The following is a 22096-nucleotide window of genomic DNA, read 5'->3' as shown; positions in this document are numbered from 1 at the left end:
AGCGGTTCGCCGTGTCCTTGAAACTGTGAACCGCTCTATCGGCGGCCTTCGATCAGCGTGATCTTCTGCCAGATCTTGCGCGACAGGTTGGAGCTCAGGTTCTCGATGTCGTTGACTCCGTCGATGACGACATCGTCATTGACCGACTGCGCGAACAGCGCCGCCACCTTGCCGGTGATCGACAGCATCTCCGAGCAATAGTCGAGATAGCGCGCGAGGTCCGCGGCGTTGGTGATGCGGGCGGGCGAGTGCGTGGTCGGCTTGAACTCGGCCGACAGCGCCGCCGGGTCCTTGGTCAGCTGATGCATGTCGATGACATGGATCAGCGAGCGCAGCCCGTGCAACTGGCGGAAGACCTTCTTGCGCTTGATGCGCTCCTCGGTGCGGACCAGCGCCAGCAGCCCGAGCACGGCCAGGATGACGGTGTTGATCGTCGCTTCGATGCCTTGCATCGACTGCACGGCGTCGTCGGCGCCCGAGATGCGGTCGAGCGGCAGGATCGTGCCGACGAACAGGAACACCGCCACGCCGGCGATGAAGGCCGCGATGATGACGCCGCGCAGCCACCAGATCGGCGTCTCCAGTTCCCTGGCCGCCTTGGCGAGGTCCCGCGACAGCGACACCAGCTCGGCGGCAACGCCGCGCAGACCGGCATCCGGAAAACGCTCGCCGATCCGCCCCTCCAGCCTTTCGGCCGTCTCGATGATCAGTTGCGGATCGAGCGCGCGGTAGCGCATGACGGCCTCAAGAATCGGCCGGCGCGTTGGTGCGCCTGCCGTAGCGGTTCGGTCCGGGATCGCTGCGGAAACAGGAGAGGATGATGAGCAGGATGGGACCGATGATGAGCGAGATCAGCGCAAAATAGGTCGGCTTGCCGAAATCATGGAAGCGCTTTGCCGTCACCGCGAAGGTGGCCCAGGCCGAGACCAAGAGCACGCCCCAGCAGATCATGGCCCAGTTCTGGCTGGCGCTGGTGTTCAACTCCACCCGCGCGAACTGGTAGAACGGGAAAAACTGGACGAGCACCAGCAGGATGCCGGCAAGCGCATAGGCGACCGGGCTCAGCCGCCCCGACAGGCTGAAGAACAGCCAGAGGAATTGCGATCTTTCAGACAATCGCGTCCGCTCCGTCAAAAGCATGTCTCCCGAAAGTGGGAACCGGTATCGGGATAAAGACATGCGCAAAATCAAAAACCTAAAGCGCAGCGAGCGAATCTGAAAGATCGCGACGTGCTTTAGGCAGGATCAATCGCGCAGCAATTCATTGATCGAGGTCTTCGAACGCGTCTTGGCGTCGACGCGCTTGACGATGACGGCGCAGTAGAGGCTCGGACCCGGCTCGCCATCGGGCAGCGGCTTGCCTGGCAGCGATCCGGCGACGACCACCGAGTTCGCCGGCACCTCACCGTAGAAGACCTCGCCGGTGGCGCGGTCGACGATCTTGGTCGACTGGCCGATGAACACGCCCATGCCGAGCACCGACCCTTCGCGCACGATGCAGCCTTCCACCACTTCGGAGCGCGCGCCGATGAAGCAATTGTCCTCGATGATGGTCGGGCCGGCCTGCATCGGCTCCAGCACGCCGCCGATGCCGACGCCGCCGGAAAGATGCACGTTCTTGCCGATCTGGGCGCAGGAGCCGACCGAGGCCCAGGTGTCGACCATGGTGCCCGAATCGACATAGGCGCCGACATTGACGAAGGACGGCATCAGCACGGCGCCCGGCGCGACATAGGCCGAGCGGCGCACGATGGAGGACGGCACGGCGCGGAAGCCGGCCTTCTCGAAATCAACGGCGCTCCAGCCGTCGAACTTCGACGGCACCTTGTCCCACCACACCGCCTGGCCGGGGCCGCCCTTGATGATTTCCATCGGGTTCAGCCGGAAGGAGAGCAGCACCGCCTTCTTCAGCCACTGGTTGACATGCCACGTGCCGTCGTCCTGCCGCTCGGCGACGCGGGCGACACCGCGGTCGAGCAGGTCGAGCGCCGCCTGGATGGCGTCGCGCGTCTCGCCGCGCGTGGCGCTCGAAATCGTGTCGCGCTCCTCGAAAGCCTTCTCGATGGTCGTTTCGAGGCTCGCCAGATCGGGCTTCGACATGATTTCGCTCCATTACCAAGCTGTTAAGGGGCTCAGCCTTAACCTGTTTAAAAATCGCGCGGACCCTATGTTAAGGCTGAATGAGGGTCAATCGCGCCAGCGTCACGGGACGGCGCAAGTAAGGGAATTGGACGGGTGGATTCGATGACTCCCATGGAAAAGGCGGGGTGGACGCCGCTGCCGCATTCGGACGAGGACCTGGAGCGCGCGAAAAGCGTGCCGGACACCCCGCAGACTCGTGCCGAAACCTACCGGCTGGCCTGGAACGATCCCGACTTCATGACGCGGCGCGAATTGCGCGCCGTGCGGCTGCAGCTCGAGCTTTTGAAGCCGGAAATGATCCTGGCCGAACGCGGCATCCGCTCGACCGTGATCCTGTTCGGCGGCGCCCGCTTGCCAGAGCCGGGCGGCGAAGCCTGGGCGGCGAAGAACGAGACGCAGAAGAAGAACCTCGAGGCGAACAGCAGATATTACGAGGAAGCGCGCAAATTCGCCCGTCTGTGCTCGCAGCAATCGGCCACCTCCTATTATCGTGAATATGTCGTCGTCACCGGCGGCGGGCCTGGCGTCATGGAGGCAGGCAACCGCGGCGCCGACGATGTCGGCGCTCCGTCGATCGGCTTGAACATCGTGCTGCCGCACGAGCAGGCGCCGAACGCCTACGTCACGCCGGAGCTCTGCTTCAACTTCCACTATTTCGCCATCCGCAAGATGCATTTCGTCATGCGCGCCAAGGCGGTCGCCGTGTTCCCGGGCGGCTTCGGCACGATGGATGAGTTCTTCGAGACCCTGACCCTGATCCAGACCGGGCGCATGGAGCGCGTGCCGGTGATCCTGTTCGGCAAGGCCTTCTGGCGAAGGGTGATCGACCTCGATTTCCTCGCCGAGCAGGGCACGATCTCGCCCGGCGATCAGGACATCATCGATTTCGTCGACACCGCCGAGGAAGCCTGGGACATCATCCGACGCTTCTACAAGTTGGGGGAGTAGGAACTGAGGAACTGAGGAACTGAAGAACTGAAGAACTGAAGAATTGAGGAAAAAGAGCGTCCGGCTCGTTCGTCCGTTCTCCAGTTCTTCAATTCTTCAATTCTTCAGTTCCTCAGTTCTTCAGTTCTCCAATTCCTCTACCCGGGATGGCATCCCGGCCCGTCTGCTCACACCGGCAACTCGGCCAGCCAGCCATTCGAGTGCGCGAAGCGCACAATGGCCGCCCGCGAGCGGAGCTCGAGCTTCCCGGACGCCCTGGTGCGATAGGTTTCGATCGTCTTGATGCTGAGGTTGAGGCGGGACGAGATTTCCTTGTTGCTGTAGCCGAGCGCCACCAGCTGGATGACCGACCGCTCCCGTTCGCTGAGATTGCCCGGATCGCCCTGCGGGGCGCTGCGCGGGCTCAGGATACGCGCCGCAAGTGCGGGATCGACATAATTGTCACCGGCCAGCACGCATCGGATGGCCTGCAGCAGGTCCGTCGCGGTCGAGCGCTTGACCACGAAGCCGCGGCCACCGGCCGCAAGCACCTGGCGCAGGCAGCCGGGGTCCTCATGCGCCGTCAATGCTATGCAGCTGACCTCGGGAAAGCGCTCGCCGAGCCTTTCGACCAACACGACCCCGCTGTCGCCGGGAAGCGATATATCGACCACGGCGATATCGGGCAGCGTCTTGCCGATCCCTTCAAGGGCATCCTCGGCATTCCCGGCCAGGCCGACAACCGTCAGATCGTCCTGGCTGTTGATCATCGCCCCGACCCCGACAGCATGATCGGGTGGTCGTCGACCAAAAATATCCGCCTGCAGCGCACCTTTAACCTCCATCAGTCGTGAAGAGCCCTTCCTCCGGAAGAGGCCTCTTGTCCTTGATGGTCTAGGCAACAGCCCCGCATGGCGCGGGACGCCCGTCTGTATCGGCAAGCCCTGAGGCGGCCGTAGCGGGTAAAGCTATCCCCCCGCCTAACCCATGCGGCGCGGATTGTAAGCCGCAGCTAATGTCCGGGATGTGCGGCGCTTCACGTAGACGAGTTTAGGAAAGGAGCGTCGCGGTTTTGCTGTCCGAATCTGTGCAAAACCAGACACTTGGCAAAACGCGACGAACAGGCCCGAAGCCGAAGCGACCGTTTCCCCACCCATCGGACTGTCCTTGGAAGGCGCAGCCCTTCCCCGCTATTCAATGTGCCAACGGCACATCCGCATAAACGGTAGTTCCTTTCATCGCGGCGCTTTCGACCGTCAATTCACCGCCGACCAGCGCCAGCCGCTCCCGCATTCCGGCAAGCCCCAGATGGCCCGGACCGGGGTCGGCGCGGCCGTCAAAACCGCGGCCATCATCCTCGATTGCCAGGCGCATTCGATTGTCCTGAATATGGGCCGTTACGCTTACCCGGCTTGGCTGGGCATGCTTGCCGATATTGGTAAGCGCCTCCTGCGCGACACGATAAAGCGTGAGCGCGGTCTCTGCGGGCAGCGGGTTCGAAAGGGCGTCGAGATCCATCTCGCACGGAATGCCGAGCTGGCTGCAAAGCATTGTCGCCAGATCCTCGACCGAAGCCCGCAGGCCGAGACGATTAAGGTCGGCGGGCCGCAGGTTCCAGGCAGCGTCATGCACCTTGGCGCTGAGTTGATCGACAAGCATCGCGGCGCGCTCGAGGCGGCCGTCCATCTCTTGCGTGCCGGCACGGACGTTGTGCAACTCCAGCGCGACGCTGGCCAGCATCTGGCCGAGGTCGTCATGCAGCTCCCGCGACAGGCGCAGGCGCTGCTCTTCCTGCACGGCGATCAAGCGCCGCGCAAGCCTACGGCGCAGGGCCTTATCGTCCTTGCCTGTGGTCATACCCGCCCACATCAACTTTTCTCTTCCCATTGCCGTCGCGAGGATCGCAAGCCACCCGCGGGTCGGCGAGAAAAGGCATGAATGTCCACGCAGTATACACCCGCCAGATGCCTTTATGCCTGTCAGTTTTTTCCTGATTGCTTCAACTTTTCCTGACATGGGGATCAGCAGAAAAACCGACAGCCTCCGCTGATCAGCCCGAATGTATCGCCGCTATTTCTGCGTGCATCCTTAAAGCGTCCTCCCGGTCATCTTGAACTGCCCGGGAAGCTCAACGCAAACGAAGGAGAACGTCATGAGAAAGATCATCCTGGCCGCGGCCGTACTGTCGGCTCTGACCGGTACGGCATCCGCGCTTTCGATCGGCAGCGGCAACGGCAACGGCAACGGCAATGTCGGCGTCGGCAACGGCAACGGCAACGGCAACGCCAATACCGGCGCCTTCAACGGCAACTTCAACGGCAACGGCAATTTCGGCTTCGGCAACGGCAACGGGAACGGCAACGCCAATATGGGCGCCTTCAACGGCAACTATAACGGCAACCTGAATGCCGGCGTCGCGAACGGCAATGGCAACGGCAACGGCAATTTCGGCCTCGGCAACGGCAACGTGAACGGCAACGGGAACTGGGGCCTCGGAAACGGCAATGCCAACGGCAACGGCAACTGGGGCGCCGGCAACGGCAACGGAAACGGCAACGCCAACCGCTAGCGCCGTCCAACCGCCAGCGTCGCCAAGCTTCAGTTTGGAAAGACGCTGATGGCTCTGGGACCGCCGAGCCACGCGCCCGTCCCCCGCGCAAGGCTATCGCGACATGTCGCCGGCGGTCCCAGTCCTGTTCGACGAACGATCCTTTTCGAAACAGGGGCCAATTTCGAAAACCCAATTTCAAGCTTAGCCATGGAAGGAGCTCGCAGATGAAACGCTACGTCATACCGGCGCTATGCCTGGGGTTGTTGAGTGCAACCGCGGCGAAGGCCGACACCACGACGGGCAGCCAGGCCTTCGGCATGTCGGCTGTCCAGGCGGCGGTCGGCAAATACGGCCAGGCCATCGGCTCGGACGTCAGGGGCATGAATCCGCTCGGCAACTTCGGCGGCAATCTCGGCTACAAGAACAGCGGCACCGGCAATGTCGGCGCCTTCAACAACGGTACCGGCAATGTGGGCGCGTTCAACGGCAACAACAACACCTCTGCGACGAGCGGCAACGGCAACATCGGCGCCTTCAACGGCAACGGCAACACCGGCGAATATGACGGCAACAGCAACATCGGCGCCGGCAATGGCAACTTCAACGGCGGGTCGTTCAACGGCAACGGCAATGCCGGCGCCTTCAACGGCAACTTCAACGGCCGGGGGAATCGCTGATGACCGGCCTGAAATCATCCCGACCCGCCCGGCCCCGCGAGCGCCGGGTGGCGGCGAGGCTGCTTGATGGCAACGGCCTCGCGCTCGGCACCCTGCTTGCCGCGTTGCTGGCCGCCGATGCCTCGACCCTGGTCAGGATTGCCGATCTTCCAATCGGCGCCGCTGTCGCCAACGGCCTTGGCAATACCGGAAATTTCAACGGCAATGGGAATACCGGCAACTTCAACGGCAACGGCAACAGCGGCAATTTCAATGGCAATGGCAATGCCGGGAGCTTCAGCGGCAATTTCAATGGCGGAAGCTTCAACGGCGACGCCAATTGCGGCAACGGCCACGGCAACGGCTACGCGTCCGACGGCAACGGCAACGGTACGGTAGCGGCCGGCAATCCGGACCTCTGCCGGTTCTTGAAGGAGCTGAACGGCCGGCTGGGACTACCGCCCGGCACGATTCCGGATTTCGACTAGAGGGCATCGTCCGCACGGGCGGCGTACGGCTATGCGGAGAGGTCAGGCTACGACGTCGACGATCGCGGTCAGGAAGCCGGCGAGATCGTCGGTGACGAAATCGACGTCGTCATCATTCGCCGGGTCGCGTTCCCAGATTTCCGAGAAGGTCGGTTCGAAATTGCGCGGCACCACCAGCACGGTCGTCATGCCGAGCGATTTCGGCACGGCCAGATTGCGCGCCAGGTCCTCGAACATCACCGCATTGTGCCCGGTCACCGAGTGCAATTCGGCGAAGCGTTCATAGGTCTGGCGCTCCGGCTTGGGATTGAGCCCCGCCGCGACGATGTCGAAGATGGCGTCGAAATGCTCCAATATGCCGAGCTGGCGCGCGGTGCGCTCGGCATGCCTGCGGTCGCCATTGGTGAAGATGAATTTGCGTCCGGGAAGCTGGCGGATCGCCGCGCCCAGCACCGGATCCGGCACCAGCCTCGAATAGTCGATATCGTGCACCTTCTCGAGAAAATCGTCGGGATCGATGCCGTGCCGCTTCATCAGCCCGTTCAGCGTCGTGCCATATTCCAGGTAGAGTTCCTTCTGCAGCTTGCGCGCGTCGTCGCGCGAAAGCGTCAGCAGCTCGCCGACATAGGCGGTCATCTTCACATCGATCTGCGCGAACAGGTTTGAGTGATGCGGATAAAGCGTGTTGTCGAGGTCGAACACCCAGTCCGTGACATGGGCAAAGCGGGCGGGATCGGGTGTCATTGTCATGGCTTCTTATGGCATGCCGGCGCTGAAGTTATCCACAACTTATGCGCGTCACGAAATGTGAAAATGGCGTCTCGCTTCAAATTTTAAAAGTTCCGGAAAGGTCGCCTTCAGCGCTTGCTGGCACAGAGGCTATCCTTGGGAGCAAGTGATGAGCCGCATATTTCTAAAGGCCGCTACCGTAGCATTCGCTTCGGTCGCCGTCTCGCTGTTGTTGACGCTGATTGTGGTTCCGGCGATGGGCTTTCCGATGAGCCGCACCATCTGGCTGGCATCGACGCTATGCCCGCTCGTGCTCGCCTGGGCCGCCAGCGCTGGCAGCTTCTGGCACAGCGACCGGTTGCAGAACGCGCATCGCGAGCTTGCCCGCGCCCACGCGCAACTCGCAGCCGCGCACAGGCGCCTCTCCGAAAAGGCAAGCCGCGACGACATGACCGGCATGCTCAATCGCGAAACCTTCTTTGCCGCGCTCGATGGATCGCGGCGCAAGAGTGATCGCGGCGCGCTGCTCATCATCGACGCCGATCACTTCAAGAGGATCAATGACAGCTACGGTCATCTGACGGGGGACGAAGCGCTGCTTCTGATCGCCGGCGCCATCGAACGCGGCGTGCGCAACGGCGACGTGCTCGGCCGCATCGGCGGCGAGGAGTTCGCGGCTTTCCTGGTCGGCGCCAGCGAGCGTGAGGCCAAGCATGTCGCCGAACGCATCCGTCGCGAGGTCGAGCTGATCCGTTTCCACCCTAGCGACGGGCGCACCGTGCCGCTCACGGTCTCGATTGGCGGCATAAGCTGCGGCGAGGGTGCAACCGTTTCCGATTTGATGCGCGCGGCCGACCGCAGGCTCTACGAGGCGAAGAACCGCGGCCGCAACCTTTCGATACTCGACCGCGAGTTTCCCGAAGCGGCTTGAAGCCCCGTCGCGGGCGTCATGCATGTCGCCCAAAAGTGCGAAGCGGTTTTGAGGCAACGACATGCATCGAAAACTCGAAAGCGCGGCGCCTGAACCGCTCCAGTGCGCCGCGCTTTAGGAAAACCCTAACCATGTCCATATTCAACCGCGCTAAACTTCCGGGTGTAACACCGTCTTCACCCCGGTTTGGCACGGAATTGGCCTCCTCGGCGGCATGTGTGCCGTTCAGGAACGGCATGCGTGGATCGAGGCCCCTATCGAGAGACGTGTCATGAGCAGGTTGATAAGCAAAATGTCGCGCCGCGCGATCGTGCAGGCGCTGATCGCGTTGCCGGCACTGTCGCTGTTCCGCAACCCGCCGGCCCCTGCCAATCCTGACGAAACCGACCGCGACGAAATCGTCGAGATCAATGGATGGATCCTGCGGCGGAGCGACCTCGCATGATCTTCGACAGCTACGAAGCCTACAAGCAGGTCGGCTTCAAACCCAGGGCCTGCATCCTCGGCTCCGGCCCGGCCGGCACCACGATCGCCAGGAAGCTGGGCGCCGTCGGCATCCCGGTCGTCGTCCTGGAGGCGGGCTCGCGCGAGTTCAGCGACGAGTCGCAGGATTTCTACCGCGGCAAGACGGTCGGCGACTTTTACTTCGACCTCGACATCACCAGGCTGCGCTTCATGGGCGGCTCGTCCAACCATTGGGCCGGCTGGTGCCGCGTGCTCGACAGCCAGGACTTCGAGCCCAAGGCCTGGGCGCCGGACACCGGCTGGCCGATCAGCCGCGCCGATATTGAGCCCTATCTGAAGGAAGTCCACGACATCCTCGAGCTTCCCGACTTCCGGCCCGACGTGCCGGTTTCGGACGACATACGCTGGGTGCAATTGATCAAGAGTCCCGCGGTTCGCTTCGGCGAGAAATTTGCCGACGAGCTCGACCGGAGCAAGAACATCGCCGTCGTGCTCAACACCTATGCGACCGAGCTTATCGGCGACGGCAAGCGCGTCACCGGCGCAAAGCTGTGGTCGAACGGCCAGGACGCCGGCACCTTCAGCGCGGACTATTTCGTCACCTGCACCGGCGGGCTGGAAAACTCGCGGCTGCTGTTATGGTCGAACGAGCGGTCGAATGGCGGCGTGGTGCCGAACGCGGCGGCGCTCGGCCGCTATTGGATGGAGCACCCGACCTTCGAGGGTGGCAACGCCATCCTCGCCAACTATTCGGAGTTCGAGGTCGATGCCTCGAACGAAGCCTTCTTCTCGCCGACGCTTGCCGCGATGGAGCGGCTGCAGATCATGAATTTCGGCATCCGCCTGATCGAGAGCCCCTATCCCAATGTCAAGAAGCTGATCGCCGACCTTGCTTGCACCGCGCCGAACATGGCGGAGTGGATGTCTTCGCAACTGGACCAGAGGCTGCGCTGCGCCGCCCAGCTCTATGTCGCCTGGGAGCAGGCGCCGCTCCCCTCGAACCAGATCGAGCTGTCGAAGACCGATGTCGACCACGCCGGCGTGCCGCGCATCGAATTGCGCTGGAAGAAGTCGCCGCTCGAGCGCCGCACGCTGCTCGAGGGGCTGAAACTCTTCGGCACGACGATGGCGCAGAAGAACCTCGGCCGCGTCCGCATCGACGACTGGATCAGCAATGGCGGCGACTATCCGACCAACGAGGAGACCGCCGGCCACCATCATATGGGCGGCACCCGCATGGGAACCGATGTCTTGAAGAGCGTCGTCGACGCCAATTGCAAGGTGCACGGCATGGACAATCTCTATGTCGGCGGCTCATCAGTGTTCTGCACGTCGGGCCAGTGCAACCCGACGACGACCATCACCGCGCTCGCCTGCCGGCTGGGCGAGCATCTCGGCAAGCTGATCGCCGTCTGATCTCCGAAACGCCGGCGGCGCCGGCGCCTGGAGCGGCAACCGGCGCCGCCCGGGCGCTTTTGGCGAAATTGCGACCGCGTTCAAAGGCCGTAGACGGCAATGCGCACCAGCACGGCCGCGGCGGCCGGCGCCACCAGCAGGATGCCGAGGCCGATGGGCGAGCCCCAGCCATACCATTCCATCGCCAGCTTGGCGTATTTGTATTCCTCCTCGTTCGAGAGAGGGGTGCGCTGTTGGATCAAGCTCATTGGTCACTCCATGTCGGCGACTTTGCCCTTGCCTCGCAAAGGGTGTCATCGCATATTGATACAATAGTCTGAATGTTAGACAGATAGATAGTTAAATGATCGAAATAAAATCGTCAAGCACGAAACGCGATGAAATGACCCGGGACGTCGGCCTTGCCGTCATGCGCTGGCAGGACGCCACCCAGGCTTATGACGAGGCGGTGGGCGCACGGCTGGGCCTGATCGCGGCCGAGCGGCATTGCCTTGGCCTGCTCTACGCCGGGCCGCAATCGGCGGGCGCCGTGGCGGCGGCGACCGGACTGACGCCAGCCGCCGTCACTGCATTGATCGACCGGCTCGAGGCGCGCGGCTACGTCACCCGGACCCGCAGCCTGGAGGACAGGCGCAAGGTGGTGATCGAGGCGACCGAACTGACCAGGAAGTTGTCGGAGCGCTACTACGGCACGATCGCGCGGGAGGGCGAGAAGGTGGTGGCGAGCTTCAGCGATGCGGAGCTCGCGACCGTGCTGCGCTTCATCAATGCCGCGCTGGAGCTGCAGAGCGAGCAACTGGCCAGGATCAAGGCCGAGCCGGACAAGGCATAACGAGAGGTTCGGTGCAGGATTTTGAAAGGTTGCCGTTTGTCGACGGGCACGATTTTCACCGTTCCTTTCCGTGAAATCAGTGCAACGAGGGTTGGCCGAAGCCTTCCAACCTCGTCATCCCTGGGCGGAGCAGCCGCGAAGGCGTCGCGGAGACCCTGGGATCCATTCCGTGATTTTTATCGAAGAACGCAGCGGAGCAGGATTCTGCACCGCGGTAGCACTCATGCGACACGGAATGGATCCTCGGGTCTGCGCGCGTCGCTTCGCTCCTTGCTCCGCCCGTGGATGACGACTGGGTGGGCGTTTCGGCCAATCTCCAAGGCATGCCACCTGCCCAACATAAACATTGCCGACCAGTCAAAATCCCTGTGCTGGAAACGTAATCGCAAAAGGGAACGAAGCGGCTCAGCTGCCTCTCGGCAACTGAGCCGCCCTGAATGTCGGTTGGGCGAAAACCGACCTCAGAGCAATTCCAGGAAAAGTGCGTCGCAGTTTTCTGTCCGGAATTGCGTAAAACAATCATACCGTAGCCGGGTCGAGCGCCGGCTGACCCTTGAACCGTGAGACGATGCCGGCAAGGTCGCCATTGGCGAAGGTATCGCGCAGCGCATCGAAGGACGGCAGCACGAAATAGGCGCGCTGGAACTTGTCGATCTCGTAGCCGGTGCGCATCACCGTCTCGAGGTCGAACGGCACATGGTGGGCGTCCTTGCTCTCGACCGCGAATTGCAGCTCGGTGAAGGACGACATCAAGCCGGCGCCGAAGGCCTTCACGGGCTGGCCGGGTTCCTGGATGAGACCGTATTCGGCGCTGTACCAGTAAAGCCTGGTGATCATCTCGTCGCCGCCGAGCGCGATCATGTCCTCCGCCTTTTCGCCATACATCTGCATGAAATCGGCGAACACCGGCTGGGTCAGGATCGGCACATGGCCGAAGAAATCGTGGAACATGTCCGGCTCGACGATATAGTCGAGCTCTTTTTTCGTCCGCAGCCAGTTGGTGACCGGGAAGCGCCGGTTGGCGAGATGGTCGAAGAAGGGGCCGGCCGGAATGAGGCCGGGCACGGCGACGATCTCCCAGCCGGTCAGCTCACTGAGCTTTTCGCTCACCGAGTCGAAATCGGGAATCCTGTCGAGCAGGCCGAGCGCGGCGACGCCGTCCAGATAGGAACGGTGCGCGAGCTTCTGGGTCAGCTTCGTCTGGCGGTCGCACAGCGTGCGCCACACCGCCTGTTCCTCGGCGGAGTAGTCGTAGCCTTGCGCCACCGTGAAATCGCTGCGGCAGACCGAATAGTCGCCGCGAAGGCCCTGCGCGGCGCATTCGGCGGCGTAATCGGCAACGCTGATCGTCATCGTTTCCTCCTCTAGGATCGTGATCCGTGGATCGTGAAGCGGAGTTTAGAGGCGGCAGATGAGGCAAATCAGCCTTGTTTGTGGCTTGCCGGGGGATTTTGAGGTAAAATCACTCAGATCAACGAGAGATCGAGAGAACATGCCTCAATTCGACGAATTTGAGATCAGGATGCTCGACATCCTGCAGCGCGACGGCCGCAAGCCCGTCTCGGAGCTGGCGCAGGAGATCGGGCTGTCGACAACACCTTGCGCGCGCCGCTTCGAGGCCTTGCAGGAAACCGGCATCATCAAGGGCTTTGCCGCCGTGCTCAGCCGCCGCGCCGTCGGCCTGACCGTCGAGGTGTTCATCCAGGTGCGGCTGGTCAGCCACAGCGACGGCTCGCCCGAAAGTTTCATCGCCGCCGTGCAGCGTATGGACGAGGTGTCGTCCTGCTGGACGATGACCGGCGACCACGATTTCCTGCTGCATGTCATGGTGCCTTCGGTGGACGATCTGAACGCCTTCGTCATGCACCGGCTGATGCGGCTGCCCGGCGTGCGCGACGTCCACACGCAACTGGTGCTGCAGAACATCAAGGGCCCCGGCCACGTGCCGCTCAGCCATTTGCGGCGCTGACCGGTCAAATCTGGCGAAAAGCTGCTTGGAAACTGCTGAACCGCGCCAAGGCGGCTTCGGCATCGGCGATTAGCACAAGCGGACCAACATGGAGGTCCGCCTTGAACATCGTGCTGATCAATCCGCCGCACACGGCCATCGGCAGCCGCGTGCCCGACGACCATCTGCCGCCGCTTGGGCTGCTGGCGATCGGCGGCCCGCTGATCGATTCCGGCCATCAGGTGCGCCTCGTCGATGCCGAGTTCGGGCCGATGCCGCTTGGCACGCTTGTCGACGAGGCATTGCGCGGCGATCCGGATTTCATCCTGATCGGCCATTCCGGCTCGACCTCGGCGCATCCGACCGCCTTGAAGATTGCCGAAATGATCAAGGCCCGCGCTCCAGGCGTCATCGTCATCTATGGCGGCGTCTTTCCGACCTATCACTGGCGCGACATCCTCGCCGCGACCGACGTCTTCGACTTCATCGTGCGCGGCGAGGGCGAGGCGACCGCGACGGTGCTGGTCGAGGCGATCGAAATGCGCCAGCCGGTGGGAAGTGTCGCTGGCATCGCCTATCGCGACGATCTCGGCCGCCCGGTCGCGACGCAGGCGGCGATGACGATCGCCGATCTCGACGCTTATCGCGTCGGCTGGGAGCTGATCGATCATCGCCGCTACTCCTATTGGGGCGGCAAGCGCGCGGTGGTCATGCAGTTCTCGCGCGGCTGCCCGCATCTGTGCAATTATTGCGGCCAGCGCGGCTTCTGGACCCGCTGGCGGCATCGCGACCCGGTCAAATTCGCCAAGGAAATCGCCTGACTGCATCGCGAGCATGGCGTCGAGCTGATCAATCTGGCGGATGAGAACCCGACCTCCTCGAAGAAGGCATGGCGCGCCTTTTTGGACGCCATGATCGCCGAGAACGTGCCGGTGCTGATCGTCGGCTCGACCCGCGCCGACGACATCGTGCGCGACGCCGATATCCTGCACCTTTATCGCAAGGCCGGTGTCATCCGCTGGCTGCTCGGCATGGAAAACACCGATGAGGAGACGCTGTCATTGATCCGCAAGGGCGGCAGCACCAAGTCGGACCGCGAAGCGATCCGGCTGCTCAGGCGGCACGGCATCCTGTCGATGGCGACCTGGGTTGCCGGCTTCGAGGACGAGGGCCTTCGCGATCTCTGGCGCGGCTTCCGCCAGCTGATCGCTTATGATCCCGACCAGATCCAGGCGCTCTATGTCACGCCGCATCGCTGGACGCCATTCTTCCGCATCGCTGCCGATCGCAAGGCGATCCAGAAGGACGTGCGCCTCTGGGATTACAAGCATCAGGTTCTGCACATGACCCGGCTGAAACCGTGGATGCTGTTCTTCGCAGTCAAGCTGATCGAGGTCGCCGTGCAGTCGCGGCCGAAGGCGCTGGCGCGCATCCTCTTCCACCCTGATCCCGAGCAGCGGCATTCGATGCGCTGGTACACGAAGATGGGCCGCCGCGTGTGGCTCCGCGAAGTCTGGGGCTTTCTCGCCCGCGACCGCCGCGTCACGGACGGGCCGACATTAGCCGAATTCTTGGGCGCGCCGCAGGACGCCGAGGAGGAATCGATGATCGTCCGCCGGCCGGTGAGAAAGCCGGCCGCAATTATCGAAGACCAGAGAAGATTAGCTGGCTAAAGGCAAGTTCACCGTTTGCAGAAACAACGAACTAGCGTGCTCTTTACGGAACGATCAGCGTGCCGGCGCCATGCTCGGTGAAGAGCTCGAGCAGCACCGAATGCGGCGTCTTGCCGTTGAGGATGACGACGCCCTCGACGCCGCGCTCGATCGCCTCGATGCAGGTCTCGACCTTCGGGATCATGCCGCCGGAAACCGTGCCGTCCTTGATCAGCGCCTTGGCCTCGGCGACGGTCAACTCGTCGATCAGCTTCTTGTTCTTGTCGAGCACGCCCGGCACGTCGGTGAGGAACAAGAGGCGCGAGGCGCGGCAGGCGCCGGCGATGGCGCCCGCGAACGTGTCGGCGTTGATGTTGTAGGTGTGGCCGTCGCGGCCGGGCGCCACCGGCGCCAGCACCGGGATCATCTCCGAGCGGGCAAGCAGATCGAGCAGCGTGCGGTCGACCTCGACCGGCTCGCCGACGAAGCCGAGATCCAGCACCCGCTCGATGTTGGAGTCGGGGTCGATCATGGTCTTGCGTGCCTTTTCGGCGAACACCATGTTGCCGTCCTTGCCGCAAAGCCCGATCGCCCACTCGCCCTCGGCGTTGATCAGCGCCACGATCTCCTTGTTGATCGAGCCCGCCAGCACCATCTCGACGATCTCGACCGTCTTCTGGTCGGTGACACGCAGGCCCCCCTCGAACTTGGATTCAATGCCCATCTTGGTCAGCATCGCGCCGATCTGCGGCCCGCCGCCATGCACGACGATCGGGTTGACGCCGGACTGTTTCAAGAGCGCGATGTCGCGGGCGAAGGCCTTCCCGAGCTCATGGTCGCCCATGGCATGGCCGCCATATTTCACCACCACCGTCTTGTTCTCGTAGCGCTGCATGTAAGGCAGCGCGCGCGAGAGCAGCGCGGCCTGCATTTCGGCGTTGGCGGCGACGTCCGTCATCGGTATCGATCCCAGCTGAGCTTGATTGGCGGCCTCTTAGCGGGAATTGCCGCAGGCCGCAAACGGCTTTGCGGTCACAATGACGAAATCACTAGTGGTCTAGCCATGTAACCAATGTGGCAGCGCAGCTCTCTCCGTACGCGAAGCCGGGACGGAGACCGGGGGACGCTCTATGCGATTTAAGCCGGCAGCCCGAGCGACCGCTGAAACGCTTTGGCGGACCCGATTTGCTTGGCAGCGGCTCACTGCCGACTCGCGCGAGCGTGCCGTTGCCCTTGGCGGGCGAAGCCTTCCGCGCCCGTTGCAATTAAATCGCAATCTTCTAATTTGCCGCCATGGCGCCGCAGGACATCAGCAAGCTGATCGTCCGGACTTCGATGAAGGACCGGGCCGCGTTCGATCTGCTCTACAAGCAGACCAGCGCGAAACTTTTCGGTGTCTGCCTGCGTGTCTTGAAGGACCGGGGCGATGCGGAAGAAGCGCTGCAGGAGGTCTTCGTCAAGATATGGACGAAGGCGGACCGCTTCGCAGTTTCCGATCTGAGCCCGATTTCCTGGCTGGTGGCCATTGCGCGCAACCATGCGATCGATCGCATCAGGGCGCGGCGCAGTCCTTCCGCCAACATCGACGTGGCTCTCGACGTCGCCGATCCGGCGCCGGGACCCGAGGCGATGGCTGTGGCGGGCGGCGAGGCCGAACGCATCCACCATTGCCTCGAAGAGCTTGAACAAGACCGGGCGGCGGCCGTCCGGGGCGCCTATTTGAGCGGCGAAAGCTATGCCGAGCTGGCGGAGCGCTTCAAGGTTCCGCTGAACACGATGCGGACCTGGCTGCGGCGAAGCCTGCTCAAACTGAGGGAATGCCTGGAAAGATGACGCTGGCGGAAGACAACGGACCGGAACGTGGAGGCGACGACCTGCTCGCCGCCGAATACGTTCTCGGCGTTCTGTCAGCCGAAGAGCGCCAGAGCGCGTCCCGCCGCATCGACACCGAGACGGCCTTCGCCCGCCTGGTCGATGCCTGGGAGGTCCATTTCGCGCCGATGGTGGCCGCCTATGCTGCAGTCGAGCCGCCGGCGTCGGTCAAGGTGGCGATCGATCGCCGCCTGTTCGCGTCGTCCGCGTCCGGCGCGCCCAGTGGCAGCCTGTGGATGAGCCTGGCCTTCTGGCGCGGCCTCGCCGTCGCGGCCATCGCCGCTTTGGCCGTCTATGTCGCCCTGCCATACGTCAATCCGCCGGCTCAGCCGCCCGGGACCAGGCTGGTCGCGTCGCTCGCCGCCGACAACAGCAACGTCAAATACCTCGCCGTCTATGACGCCGCCCGCCATGAGGTCGGCCTGTCGCTGGTCTCCGGCGAGCGTGGCGCCGGCAAGGACTTCGAGCTGTGGATGATCGAAGGCAAGAACGCGCCGGTTTCGATGGGCGTCATCCCGGCCGGCCAGACCGCACGCATGGCCGTCACCCCGGCCGTCCAGCAGAAGCTCGCGCAGGGCGCCGTGCTCGCCGTCAGCCTCGAGCCTTCGGGCGGCTCGCCGACCGGCCAGCCGACCGGCCCTGTCGTCGCCGCAGGTGACCTGAAGGGCATCTGACCGCCGCTTCGGCAGAATTACGCCCATAGAGACCAATCGAAGTCTATCTTCTTCCTGACGAAGGCGGGGAAAGTCTGCTGACGCCATGAGTGGCGCGGATAAAATAAATCGCACGAAGAAAAAATCTTTGGCGACCATGAAACTTGATTTTCGGCGCAGTCGTATCTCCTCGCGTTCCCAAGAATGGGAAAACAACCCGAGGAGACTGACACAATGCGTAAACTCGCCACCCTTTTTCTCGCCTCTACGCTCGGCCTTTCGGCGCTCGGCACCGTTGCCTATGCCAATCCGATGGTCGGCGGCGCGCCGATGTATGCCAAGAAGAACATCATCGAGAACGCCGTCAATTCGAAGGACCACACCACGCTGGTCGCCGCGGTCAAGGCCGCCGGCCTCGTCGACACGCTGCAGGGCGCCGGTCCGTTCACCGTCTTTGCGCCGACCAACGAAGCCTTCGCGGCGCTGCCCGCCGGCACGGTCGACACGCTGCTCAAACCCGAGAACAAGGACAAGCTGACCAAGGTGCTCACCTGCCATGTCGTCGCCGCCAAGGCGCTGGCGGCCGACGTCGCCAAGATGGCGAAGGCCGATGGCGGCGCACACCAGGTCAAGACGGTCGGCGGTTGCGAGCTGACGCTGAAGGCCAAGGGCGGCAAGGTCACCGTCACCGACGAGAACGGCAATGTCGCCCACGTCACCATCGCCGATGTCCGCCAGTCGAACGGCGTCATCCACGTCATCGACAAGGTTCTCTTGCCCAAGATGTAACAAAGCGGGCCGAAGATGTAACAAAGCGGACCTGGCCGGCGAAGACATGGCTGAGCGCCGGCCGCGACATCCAAGATCCGCGCCGCCGGCAAGGGTTTGCTCCGCGCCGTCCTGCAAGGGCGGCGCGGGCTGCATGCTCAAGCAATAACGGATAGGGCGTCACCGGCTTTTGATTTCCGGGCCGAGCTCTATCTTGGCAAAATGCGTCAGGAGGAACGGCCATGAACCGTCGCGATTTTCTCTGGAGCGGGGCTGCCGCCACAGCTCTCATCGTGGGATCCGCAGCGATGCTGCGCGCCGGCGGACCGAAGCCGGCTCTCGCCGCCGAGACCTTCGAGGTCACCAAGACCGACGCCGAATGGCATGCCATTCTGTCGGACGAAGCCTTCGATGTGCTGCGCAAGCAGGGCACCGAATATCCCGGCACCAGCCCGCTGCTCAACGAGCACCGCAAGGGCATCTTTGCTTGCGCCGGCTGCAACCTGCCGGTCTATTCGTCGGAGACGAAATTCGATTCCGGCACCGGCTGGCCGAGCTTCTGGCAGGAGATCGCCAACTCCATCGGCAAGACCGTGGACAATTCGCTCGGCATGACCCGCACCGAGGTGCATTGCCGGCGTTGCGGTGGCCATCTCGGCCATGTCTTCGACGACGGCCCGCCGCCCACCGGTCTGCGCCATTGCATCAACGGCGTGGCGCTTAGCTTCAAGCCGGCCGCGGCTTGAGCGGTCCCCCGGCGCCAACATAGGTCAATCGCATAGGGCAGCGCCGCCCCCTCATCCGGCCGCTTCGCGGCCACCTTCTCCCCCAGGGGAGAAGAGGTTGGCGCCGGCGCCGACAGTCTCCTCTCCCCTCGGGGGTCCGAAGGACAGGCGAGACCCGTGGCTCGCCCCGGAATGGTCAGCCGAGCGAAGCGGAGGCTGGGTGAGGGTGAGCGCCCTATGCGATTTCTCCAAAAAGAATGACCCCGGAAATCGTCGCCGATTTCCGGGGTCACGTGTTGAGGAGACCAGGCGGGGGTTCCGGCTCCTCAATGGCCTCCGCCGCCACCGCCGCCCTGCTGGGCCGGCTTGTTGATGAACAGCACGAAGAATCCGAGCGAGGCGAACAGCACGGTCAGCATCATGAACACGTCCATGAAGGACAAGAGCGCGGCCTGCTGATGCACCATGCCCGACAGTTTCGAGATCGCCGCGCTGCCTGCGTCGAGGCCCGCGGTCTGCTCGAAGTTCAGCGTCATGTTCTGCAGCTTGGTCTGCGCGGCCTGGCTGCCCCACTGCACATGCTCGGCAAGCCGCGCATAGTGGAAGGCGTTGCGGTCGATCAGCACCGTGTTGATCAGCGCGAGGCCGACGGCGCCGCCGAGATTGCGGGTCAGGTTGAACAGTCCCGACGCATTCTTCAGCCGTTCCGGCGGCAAGGTGCCGAGCGCGATGTTGTTGATCGGCACCATGCACAGCATCATCGAGCAGCCGCGCAGGATCTGCGGGATCAAGAGCTCATAGAAATCCCAGTCGGCGGTGAGATGCGTCATCCACCACGTGCCGGTGGCGAAGCCGACGAAGCCGATCATCATCATCAGCCTGAGATCGATCTTGTTCGACAGGATGCCGGCGACCGGCGCGGTGAAGAACATCGCCAGGCCGCTGACGAACAGCGCCTCGCCGATCATCATCGAATCGTAGCCGCGGATGCGTCCCAGGAACACCGGATAGAGGTAGGTGAGCCCGTAAAGGCCGATGCCGACGACGAAGGAGAACAGCGAACCGAAGGCAAAGTTGATGTTGCTGAAGGCCCTCAGGTCGACGATCGGCTCCTCGGCGGTGAAGACGCGCCAGAAGAAGATGACGCCGCCTATGGTCATGATGATGGCGCAGGCAAACACGGCCGGCTCCTGCAGCCAGTCATGGTTCGGGCCTTCCTCCAGCACATATTCCATGCAGCCGAGGAAGGCGGCCATGCCGGCCAGGCCCCACCAGTCGAACTTGGAGAACAGTTTCAGGTTGGGCTTGTCGAAATCGATCAGCGCCCAGGCCGCCGTCGCCACCAGGATGCCGGGCACGACATTGATCAGGAACAACCAGTGCCAGGACATGGCATGGCTGATATAGCCGCCGACCGTCGGTCCGATCGTCGGCGCCAGCGTCGCCACCAGGCCGATCATCGGCGAGACGACGGCGCGCTTGGAAGGCGGGAAGATGGTGAAGGCGGCCGCGAAGACGCTGGGGATCATGCCGCCGCCGATAAAGCCCTGGATGGCGCGGTAGACGATCATCTGGTCGATGTTGGTGGCGGTGGCGGCCAAAGCGCTCGCCGCGGTGAAGCCGGCCGCCGCCGTGGTGAACAGCACGCGCGTCGACAGCATGCGGCTGAGGAAGCCCGACAGGGGGATCATCACCACCTCGGCGATCAGATAGGCGGTCTGCACCCACGGAATCTCGTCGGAGCTGGCGCTGAGACCCGCCTGGATCTCCGACAGCGAGGCCGAGACGATCTGGATGTCGAGGATCGCCATGAACATGCCGAACACCATCGCCAGGAAGGCGACGACGCGGCGCACAGGCATATGGTCCGCGGGCAGGGCCGGCGCGACGGCTGCGGCCGGGCGTCCGGGCATTGCTCCTGCGGTGATGGTTGCGGTTGCCATGTCATGGCCTCCTTAAACAATTCTCGAAGACTAGCGCGTGGCGGTCCGGAATTGCGTCGAAACGGATAAAGCAGGCTGGGCGGCTCGGCGCTCGATTGGCCACCGAACCGCCCCCCAATCAGTTGGTCGTCGAGGCCGGCGCGGTGCGGCTGTCGACAGCGACGACGACGCTGAGGCCGGCGCGCAGCTTGCCGGTCTTCAAGACGTCGGCCGGCACGTCGATGCGCACCGGCACGCGCTGCACCACCTTGGTGAAGTTCCCGGTGGCGTTTTCCGGCGGCAGCAGCGAGAACACCGCGCCGGAAGCCGGCGCCAGCGAGGAGACCGTACCTTCGAAGCTCTGGCTGTCGATCGCGTCGACGGTGATGCGGACCTTCTCGCCGGGCACCATGCGGCCGAGCTGCGTCTCCTTGAAGTTGCCGACGATGTAGAGCTTGTCCATAGGCACGACGACGGCGAGCTTCTGGCCGGGGCTGACGAGGTCGCCCTGCTCGACCGAGCGGTTGCCGACGACGCCGTCATAAGGCGCCTTCAGCACGGTGAAGGAGAGGTCGCGCTGGGCCTTGTCGCGGGTGAGCTGCAGCGAGGCGAGCGTCGAGGCCGATTCCGCGCGCTGCGCCTCCAGAACGCCGATATTGGCCTGCGCCGCGGCGATCTGCGCGTCGGCGCCGACAAGCGCCGCCTTGGCCTGGTCGAGCGCTGTCTGGGCGTCGTCGAGCTGCGCCTGCGTGCCGACATGGGTCTTGAGCAGCTGCGCGGCGCGGACCTGGGCGCGCGCCGCGTTGTCGGCGGCGGCCTGGTCGGCGACCTTCTGCGCCTGAGCCTGCGACAGCGAGGCCTGGGCTGCCTTGGTCTGCGCGTCGATGCGGTCGAGCGTCTTCGCCAGCGTGGCGATCTGCGCCTCGGCCTGGGCGACGGCTATTCTGTAGTCGCCATTGTCGATGACGAACAGCGGATCGCCGGCCTTGACCGGCTGGTTCTCGCTCACCAGCACCTTGTCGATATAACCGGATATTTTCGGCGACACGAACGACATATCGGCCTGGACATAGGCGTCGTCGGTGGAGATCATGAACCGGCCGTCGGTCCAGTAGTTATAGCCATAGTAGGAACCGGCGCCGAGCAAGGCGAGGCCGATGACCGGCAAAAGGAAAGAGCGCACCGAACGCTTCTTCTTGGCGGGTGCTTCAGCCGCGGGTGCGGCAACCGGAGCGGCGGGCTGGACAGGGATTTCCGGAGCCTCGGTCGACGGCTGGACCTTGGCGTTGGGAAACGTGCGGACTTCGGCGGTGGCGGGCGCGTTGGAGGACATTGGGTATCTCTCTGGATGTCAGTCAGACTGAACCGTTCGGTTCGAATTGCCGATTGACATAGCGCGGAAAGAGGACCATATCAAGA

General features: G+C 63.5%; 24 protein-coding genes and 1 pseudogene. 14 read left to right on the top strand and 11 right to left on the bottom strand.

What is annotated here, in order from left to right; genetic code table 11:
- Nucleotides 1–35: 35 nt before the first annotated feature.
- The 3 genes from EJ069_RS23995 to dapD form a co-directional block, all read right to left on the bottom strand.
- Nucleotides 36–737 carry a hypothetical protein gene (locus tag EJ069_RS23995; protein ID WP_126063418.1) on the bottom strand — a complete coding sequence of 234 codons (702 nt, stop codon included), beginning with the start codon at nucleotides 735–737 and terminating at the stop codon, nucleotides 36–38.
- A 7-nt stretch (nucleotides 738–744) separates the two neighbouring features.
- Nucleotides 745–1116: a DUF805 domain-containing protein gene (locus EJ069_RS23990; protein ID WP_189341662.1), complete on the bottom strand. Its 372-nt coding sequence runs from the start codon at nucleotides 1114–1116 to the stop codon at nucleotides 745–747.
- Between the two features lie 129 nt (nucleotides 1117–1245).
- Complete coding sequence (dapD, locus tag EJ069_RS23985; protein WP_126063416.1) at nucleotides 1246–2100, bottom strand: 2,3,4,5-tetrahydropyridine-2,6-dicarboxylate N-succinyltransferase; 855 nt, start codon at nucleotides 2098–2100, stop codon at nucleotides 1246–1248.
- A 144-nt stretch (nucleotides 2101–2244) separates the two neighbouring features.
- Here dapD and EJ069_RS23980 point away from each other — a divergent pair, with 144 nt between their 5' ends.
- Nucleotides 2245–3090 (top strand): LOG family protein, encoded by an 846-nt coding sequence (locus EJ069_RS23980; protein ID WP_126063415.1) that lies wholly within the window; start codon nucleotides 2245–2247, stop codon nucleotides 3088–3090.
- Nucleotides 3091–3257: 167 nt separating this feature from the next.
- Here EJ069_RS23980 and EJ069_RS23975 read toward each other — a convergent pair whose 3' ends face one another.
- Together EJ069_RS23975 and EJ069_RS23970 are read right to left on the bottom strand one after the other, a co-directional pair.
- Nucleotides 3258–3839, bottom strand: coding sequence for a response regulator transcription factor (locus tag EJ069_RS23975; RefSeq protein WP_126063414.1), 582 nt, complete (start codon nucleotides 3837–3839; stop codon nucleotides 3258–3260).
- A 424-nt stretch (nucleotides 3840–4263) separates the two neighbouring features.
- Nucleotides 4264–4926 carry a sensor histidine kinase gene (locus EJ069_RS23970; RefSeq protein ID WP_189475960.1) on the bottom strand — a complete coding sequence of 221 codons (663 nt, stop codon included), beginning with the start codon at nucleotides 4924–4926 and terminating at the stop codon, nucleotides 4264–4266.
- 295 nt (nucleotides 4927–5221) lie between these two features.
- Between EJ069_RS23970 and EJ069_RS32860 the strand changes: the two genes are divergently transcribed.
- The 3 genes from EJ069_RS32860 to EJ069_RS23955 all read left to right on the top strand — a co-directional run bounded on the left by EJ069_RS32860 (nucleotide 5222) and on the right by EJ069_RS23955 (nucleotide 6764).
- Complete coding sequence (locus EJ069_RS32860; protein WP_189475957.1) at nucleotides 5222–5638, top strand: hypothetical protein; 417 nt, start codon at nucleotides 5222–5224, stop codon at nucleotides 5636–5638.
- 206 nt (nucleotides 5639–5844) lie between these two features.
- Nucleotides 5845–6297: a hypothetical protein gene (locus tag EJ069_RS23960; protein ID WP_126063411.1), complete on the top strand. Its 453-nt coding sequence runs from the start codon at nucleotides 5845–5847 to the stop codon at nucleotides 6295–6297.
- Nucleotides 6297–6764, top strand: a complete 468-nt coding sequence (locus EJ069_RS23955) for a hypothetical protein (RefSeq protein ID WP_126063410.1) — start codon at nucleotides 6297–6299, stop codon at nucleotides 6762–6764. Before EJ069_RS23960 ends, EJ069_RS23955 begins: the two co-directional genes overlap by 1 nt.
- A gap of 42 nt (nucleotides 6765–6806) precedes the next feature.
- On the opposite strand, the gene EJ069_RS23950 is transcribed toward EJ069_RS23955, so the two are convergent.
- A complete protein-coding gene (locus EJ069_RS23950; protein WP_126063409.1) occupies nucleotides 6807–7514 on the bottom strand; it encodes a pyrimidine 5'-nucleotidase in 708 nt (235 codons plus the stop codon).
- Nucleotides 7515–7662: 148 nt separating this feature from the next.
- On the opposite strand from EJ069_RS23950, the gene EJ069_RS23945 reads away from it, so the two are divergent.
- The 3 genes from EJ069_RS23945 (at nucleotide 7663) to EJ069_RS23940 (ending at nucleotide 10305) form a co-directional block, all read left to right on the top strand.
- On the top strand, nucleotides 7663–8424 hold the full coding sequence (locus EJ069_RS23945) for a GGDEF domain-containing protein (protein ID WP_126063408.1): 762 nt from the start codon (nucleotides 7663–7665) through the stop codon (nucleotides 8422–8424).
- 271 nt (nucleotides 8425–8695) lie between these two features.
- Nucleotides 8696–8869 (top strand): hypothetical protein, encoded by a 174-nt coding sequence (locus EJ069_RS32855; protein WP_189475954.1) that lies wholly within the window; start codon nucleotides 8696–8698, stop codon nucleotides 8867–8869.
- Nucleotides 8866–10305 (top strand): GMC family oxidoreductase, encoded by a 1440-nt coding sequence (locus tag EJ069_RS23940; protein ID WP_126063407.1) that lies wholly within the window; start codon nucleotides 8866–8868, stop codon nucleotides 10303–10305. The genes EJ069_RS32855 and EJ069_RS23940 overlap by 4 nt, the downstream gene beginning before the upstream one ends.
- An 80-nt stretch (nucleotides 10306–10385) precedes the next feature.
- On the opposite strand, the gene EJ069_RS32850 is transcribed toward EJ069_RS23940, so the two are convergent.
- Nucleotides 10386–10553, bottom strand: coding sequence for a hypothetical protein (locus tag EJ069_RS32850; protein ID WP_189475951.1), 168 nt, complete (start codon nucleotides 10551–10553; stop codon nucleotides 10386–10388).
- A 95-nt stretch (nucleotides 10554–10648) separates the two neighbouring features.
- On the opposite strand from EJ069_RS32850, the gene EJ069_RS23935 reads away from it, so the two are divergent.
- Nucleotides 10649–11137, top strand: coding sequence for a MarR family transcriptional regulator (locus EJ069_RS23935; RefSeq protein WP_126063406.1), 489 nt, complete (start codon nucleotides 10649–10651; stop codon nucleotides 11135–11137).
- 519 nt (nucleotides 11138–11656) lie between these two features.
- On the opposite strand, the gene phhA is transcribed toward EJ069_RS23935, so the two are convergent.
- Complete coding sequence (gene phhA / locus EJ069_RS23930; RefSeq protein WP_126063405.1) at nucleotides 11657–12490, bottom strand: phenylalanine 4-monooxygenase; 834 nt, start codon at nucleotides 12488–12490, stop codon at nucleotides 11657–11659.
- A gap of 139 nt (nucleotides 12491–12629) precedes the next feature.
- Here phhA and EJ069_RS23925 point away from each other — a divergent pair, with 139 nt between their 5' ends.
- Together EJ069_RS23925 and bchE are read left to right on the top strand one after the other, a co-directional pair.
- Entirely contained in the window at nucleotides 12630–13106 is a 477-nt protein-coding gene (locus tag EJ069_RS23925; RefSeq protein ID WP_042647377.1) for an Lrp/AsnC family transcriptional regulator, read from the top strand.
- A gap of 101 nt (nucleotides 13107–13207) precedes the next feature.
- Nucleotides 13208–14758: pseudogene (bchE, locus tag EJ069_RS23920) on the top strand (magnesium-protoporphyrin IX monomethyl ester anaerobic oxidative cyclase).
- 43 nt (nucleotides 14759–14801) lie between these two features.
- On the opposite strand, the gene argB reads toward bchE, so the two are convergent.
- A complete protein-coding gene (gene argB / locus EJ069_RS23915) occupies nucleotides 14802–15695 on the bottom strand; it encodes an acetylglutamate kinase (protein ID WP_126063404.1) in 894 nt (297 codons plus the stop codon).
- A gap of 335 nt (nucleotides 15696–16030) precedes the next feature.
- On the opposite strand from argB, the gene EJ069_RS23910 reads away from it, so the two are divergent.
- From EJ069_RS23910 to msrB, 4 genes are all read left to right on the top strand, one after another.
- Complete coding sequence (locus EJ069_RS23910; protein WP_126063403.1) at nucleotides 16031–16570, top strand: sigma-70 family RNA polymerase sigma factor; 540 nt, start codon at nucleotides 16031–16033, stop codon at nucleotides 16568–16570.
- Nucleotides 16567–17283: an anti-sigma factor gene (locus EJ069_RS23905; protein ID WP_126063402.1), complete on the top strand. Its 717-nt coding sequence runs from the start codon at nucleotides 16567–16569 to the stop codon at nucleotides 17281–17283. Before EJ069_RS23910 ends, EJ069_RS23905 begins: the two co-directional genes overlap by 4 nt.
- Nucleotides 17284–17496: 213 nt before the next feature.
- On the top strand, nucleotides 17497–18051 hold the full coding sequence (locus EJ069_RS23900; protein ID WP_126063401.1) for a fasciclin domain-containing protein: 555 nt from the start codon (nucleotides 17497–17499) through the stop codon (nucleotides 18049–18051).
- A gap of 221 nt (nucleotides 18052–18272) precedes the next feature.
- The gene (gene msrB, locus EJ069_RS23895; protein ID WP_126063400.1) at nucleotides 18273–18776 is read left to right on the top strand and encodes a peptide-methionine (R)-S-oxide reductase MsrB; all 504 of its coding nucleotides are present in this window, start codon (nucleotides 18273–18275) and stop codon (nucleotides 18774–18776) included.
- A gap of 305 nt (nucleotides 18777–19081) precedes the next feature.
- Here msrB and EJ069_RS23890 read toward each other — a convergent pair whose 3' ends face one another.
- Nucleotides 19082–20668 carry a DHA2 family efflux MFS transporter permease subunit gene (locus EJ069_RS23890; protein ID WP_245456706.1) on the bottom strand — a complete coding sequence of 529 codons (1587 nt, stop codon included), beginning with the start codon at nucleotides 20666–20668 and terminating at the stop codon, nucleotides 19082–19084.
- 148 nt (nucleotides 20669–20816) lie between these two features.
- Nucleotides 20817–22010 (bottom strand): HlyD family secretion protein, encoded by a 1194-nt coding sequence (locus EJ069_RS23885; RefSeq protein ID WP_126063398.1) that lies wholly within the window; start codon nucleotides 22008–22010, stop codon nucleotides 20817–20819.
- Nucleotides 22011–22096: the final 86 nt, after the last annotated feature.

The organism is Mesorhizobium sp. M2A.F.Ca.ET.043.05.1.1 (assembly GCF_003952445.1).
Taxonomy (GTDB): Bacteria; Pseudomonadota; Alphaproteobacteria; order Rhizobiales; family Rhizobiaceae; genus Mesorhizobium.
This window is presented reverse-complemented; position numbering and strand designations above follow the sequence as displayed.

What these genes read in the sequence shown, in the direction of transcription:
- EJ069_RS23995 (WP_126063418.1), bottom strand. Translation starts at nt 737, where the DNA reads ATGCGCTACCGCGCGCTCGATCCGCAACTGATCATCGAGACGGCCGAA.
- dapD (WP_126063416.1), bottom strand. Translation starts at nt 2,100, where the DNA reads ATGTCGAAGCCCGATCTGGCGAGCCTCGAAACGACCATCGAGAAGGCT.
- EJ069_RS23980 (WP_126063415.1), top strand. Translation starts at nt 2,245, where the DNA reads ATGACTCCCATGGAAAAGGCGGGGTGGACGCCGCTGCCGCATTCGGAC.
- EJ069_RS23975 (WP_126063414.1), bottom strand. Translation starts at nt 3,839, where the DNA reads ATGATCAACAGCCAGGACGATCTGACGGTTGTCGGCCTGGCCGGGAAT.
- EJ069_RS23970 (WP_189475960.1), bottom strand. Translation starts at nt 4,926, where the DNA reads ATGACCACAGGCAAGGACGATAAGGCCCTGCGCCGTAGGCTTGCGCGG.
- EJ069_RS32860 (WP_189475957.1), top strand. Translation starts at nt 5,222, where the DNA reads ATGAGAAAGATCATCCTGGCCGCGGCCGTACTGTCGGCTCTGACCGGT.
- EJ069_RS23960 (WP_126063411.1), top strand. Translation starts at nt 5,845, where the DNA reads ATGAAACGCTACGTCATACCGGCGCTATGCCTGGGGTTGTTGAGTGCA.
- EJ069_RS23955 (WP_126063410.1), top strand. Translation starts at nt 6,297, where the DNA reads ATGACCGGCCTGAAATCATCCCGACCCGCCCGGCCCCGCGAGCGCCGG.
- EJ069_RS23950 (WP_126063409.1), bottom strand. Translation starts at nt 7,514, where the DNA reads ATGACAATGACACCCGATCCCGCCCGCTTTGCCCATGTCACGGACTGG.
- EJ069_RS23945 (WP_126063408.1), top strand. Translation starts at nt 7,663, where the DNA reads ATGAGCCGCATATTTCTAAAGGCCGCTACCGTAGCATTCGCTTCGGTC.
- EJ069_RS32855 (WP_189475954.1), top strand. Translation starts at nt 8,696, where the DNA reads ATGAGCAGGTTGATAAGCAAAATGTCGCGCCGCGCGATCGTGCAGGCG.
- EJ069_RS23940 (WP_126063407.1), top strand. Translation starts at nt 8,866, where the DNA reads ATGATCTTCGACAGCTACGAAGCCTACAAGCAGGTCGGCTTCAAACCC.
- EJ069_RS32850 (WP_189475951.1), bottom strand. Translation starts at nt 10,553, where the DNA reads ATGAGCTTGATCCAACAGCGCACCCCTCTCTCGAACGAGGAGGAATAC.
- EJ069_RS23935 (WP_126063406.1), top strand. Translation starts at nt 10,649, where the DNA reads ATGATCGAAATAAAATCGTCAAGCACGAAACGCGATGAAATGACCCGG.
- phhA (WP_126063405.1), bottom strand. Translation starts at nt 12,490, where the DNA reads ATGACGATCAGCGTTGCCGATTACGCCGCCGAATGCGCCGCGCAGGGC.
- EJ069_RS23925 (WP_042647377.1), top strand. Translation starts at nt 12,630, where the DNA reads ATGCCTCAATTCGACGAATTTGAGATCAGGATGCTCGACATCCTGCAG.
- argB (WP_126063404.1), bottom strand. Translation starts at nt 15,695, where the DNA reads ATGACGGACGTCGCCGCCAACGCCGAAATGCAGGCCGCGCTGCTCTCG.
- EJ069_RS23910 (WP_126063403.1), top strand. Translation starts at nt 16,031, where the DNA reads ATGGCGCCGCAGGACATCAGCAAGCTGATCGTCCGGACTTCGATGAAG.
- EJ069_RS23905 (WP_126063402.1), top strand. Translation starts at nt 16,567, where the DNA reads ATGACGCTGGCGGAAGACAACGGACCGGAACGTGGAGGCGACGACCTG.
- EJ069_RS23900 (WP_126063401.1), top strand. Translation starts at nt 17,497, where the DNA reads ATGCGTAAACTCGCCACCCTTTTTCTCGCCTCTACGCTCGGCCTTTCG.
- msrB (WP_126063400.1), top strand. Translation starts at nt 18,273, where the DNA reads ATGAACCGTCGCGATTTTCTCTGGAGCGGGGCTGCCGCCACAGCTCTC.
- EJ069_RS23890 (WP_245456706.1), bottom strand. Translation starts at nt 20,668, where the DNA reads ATGCCCGGACGCCCGGCCGCAGCCGTCGCGCCGGCCCTGCCCGCGGAC.
- EJ069_RS23885 (WP_126063398.1), bottom strand. Translation starts at nt 22,010, where the DNA reads ATGTCCTCCAACGCGCCCGCCACCGCCGAAGTCCGCACGTTTCCCAAC.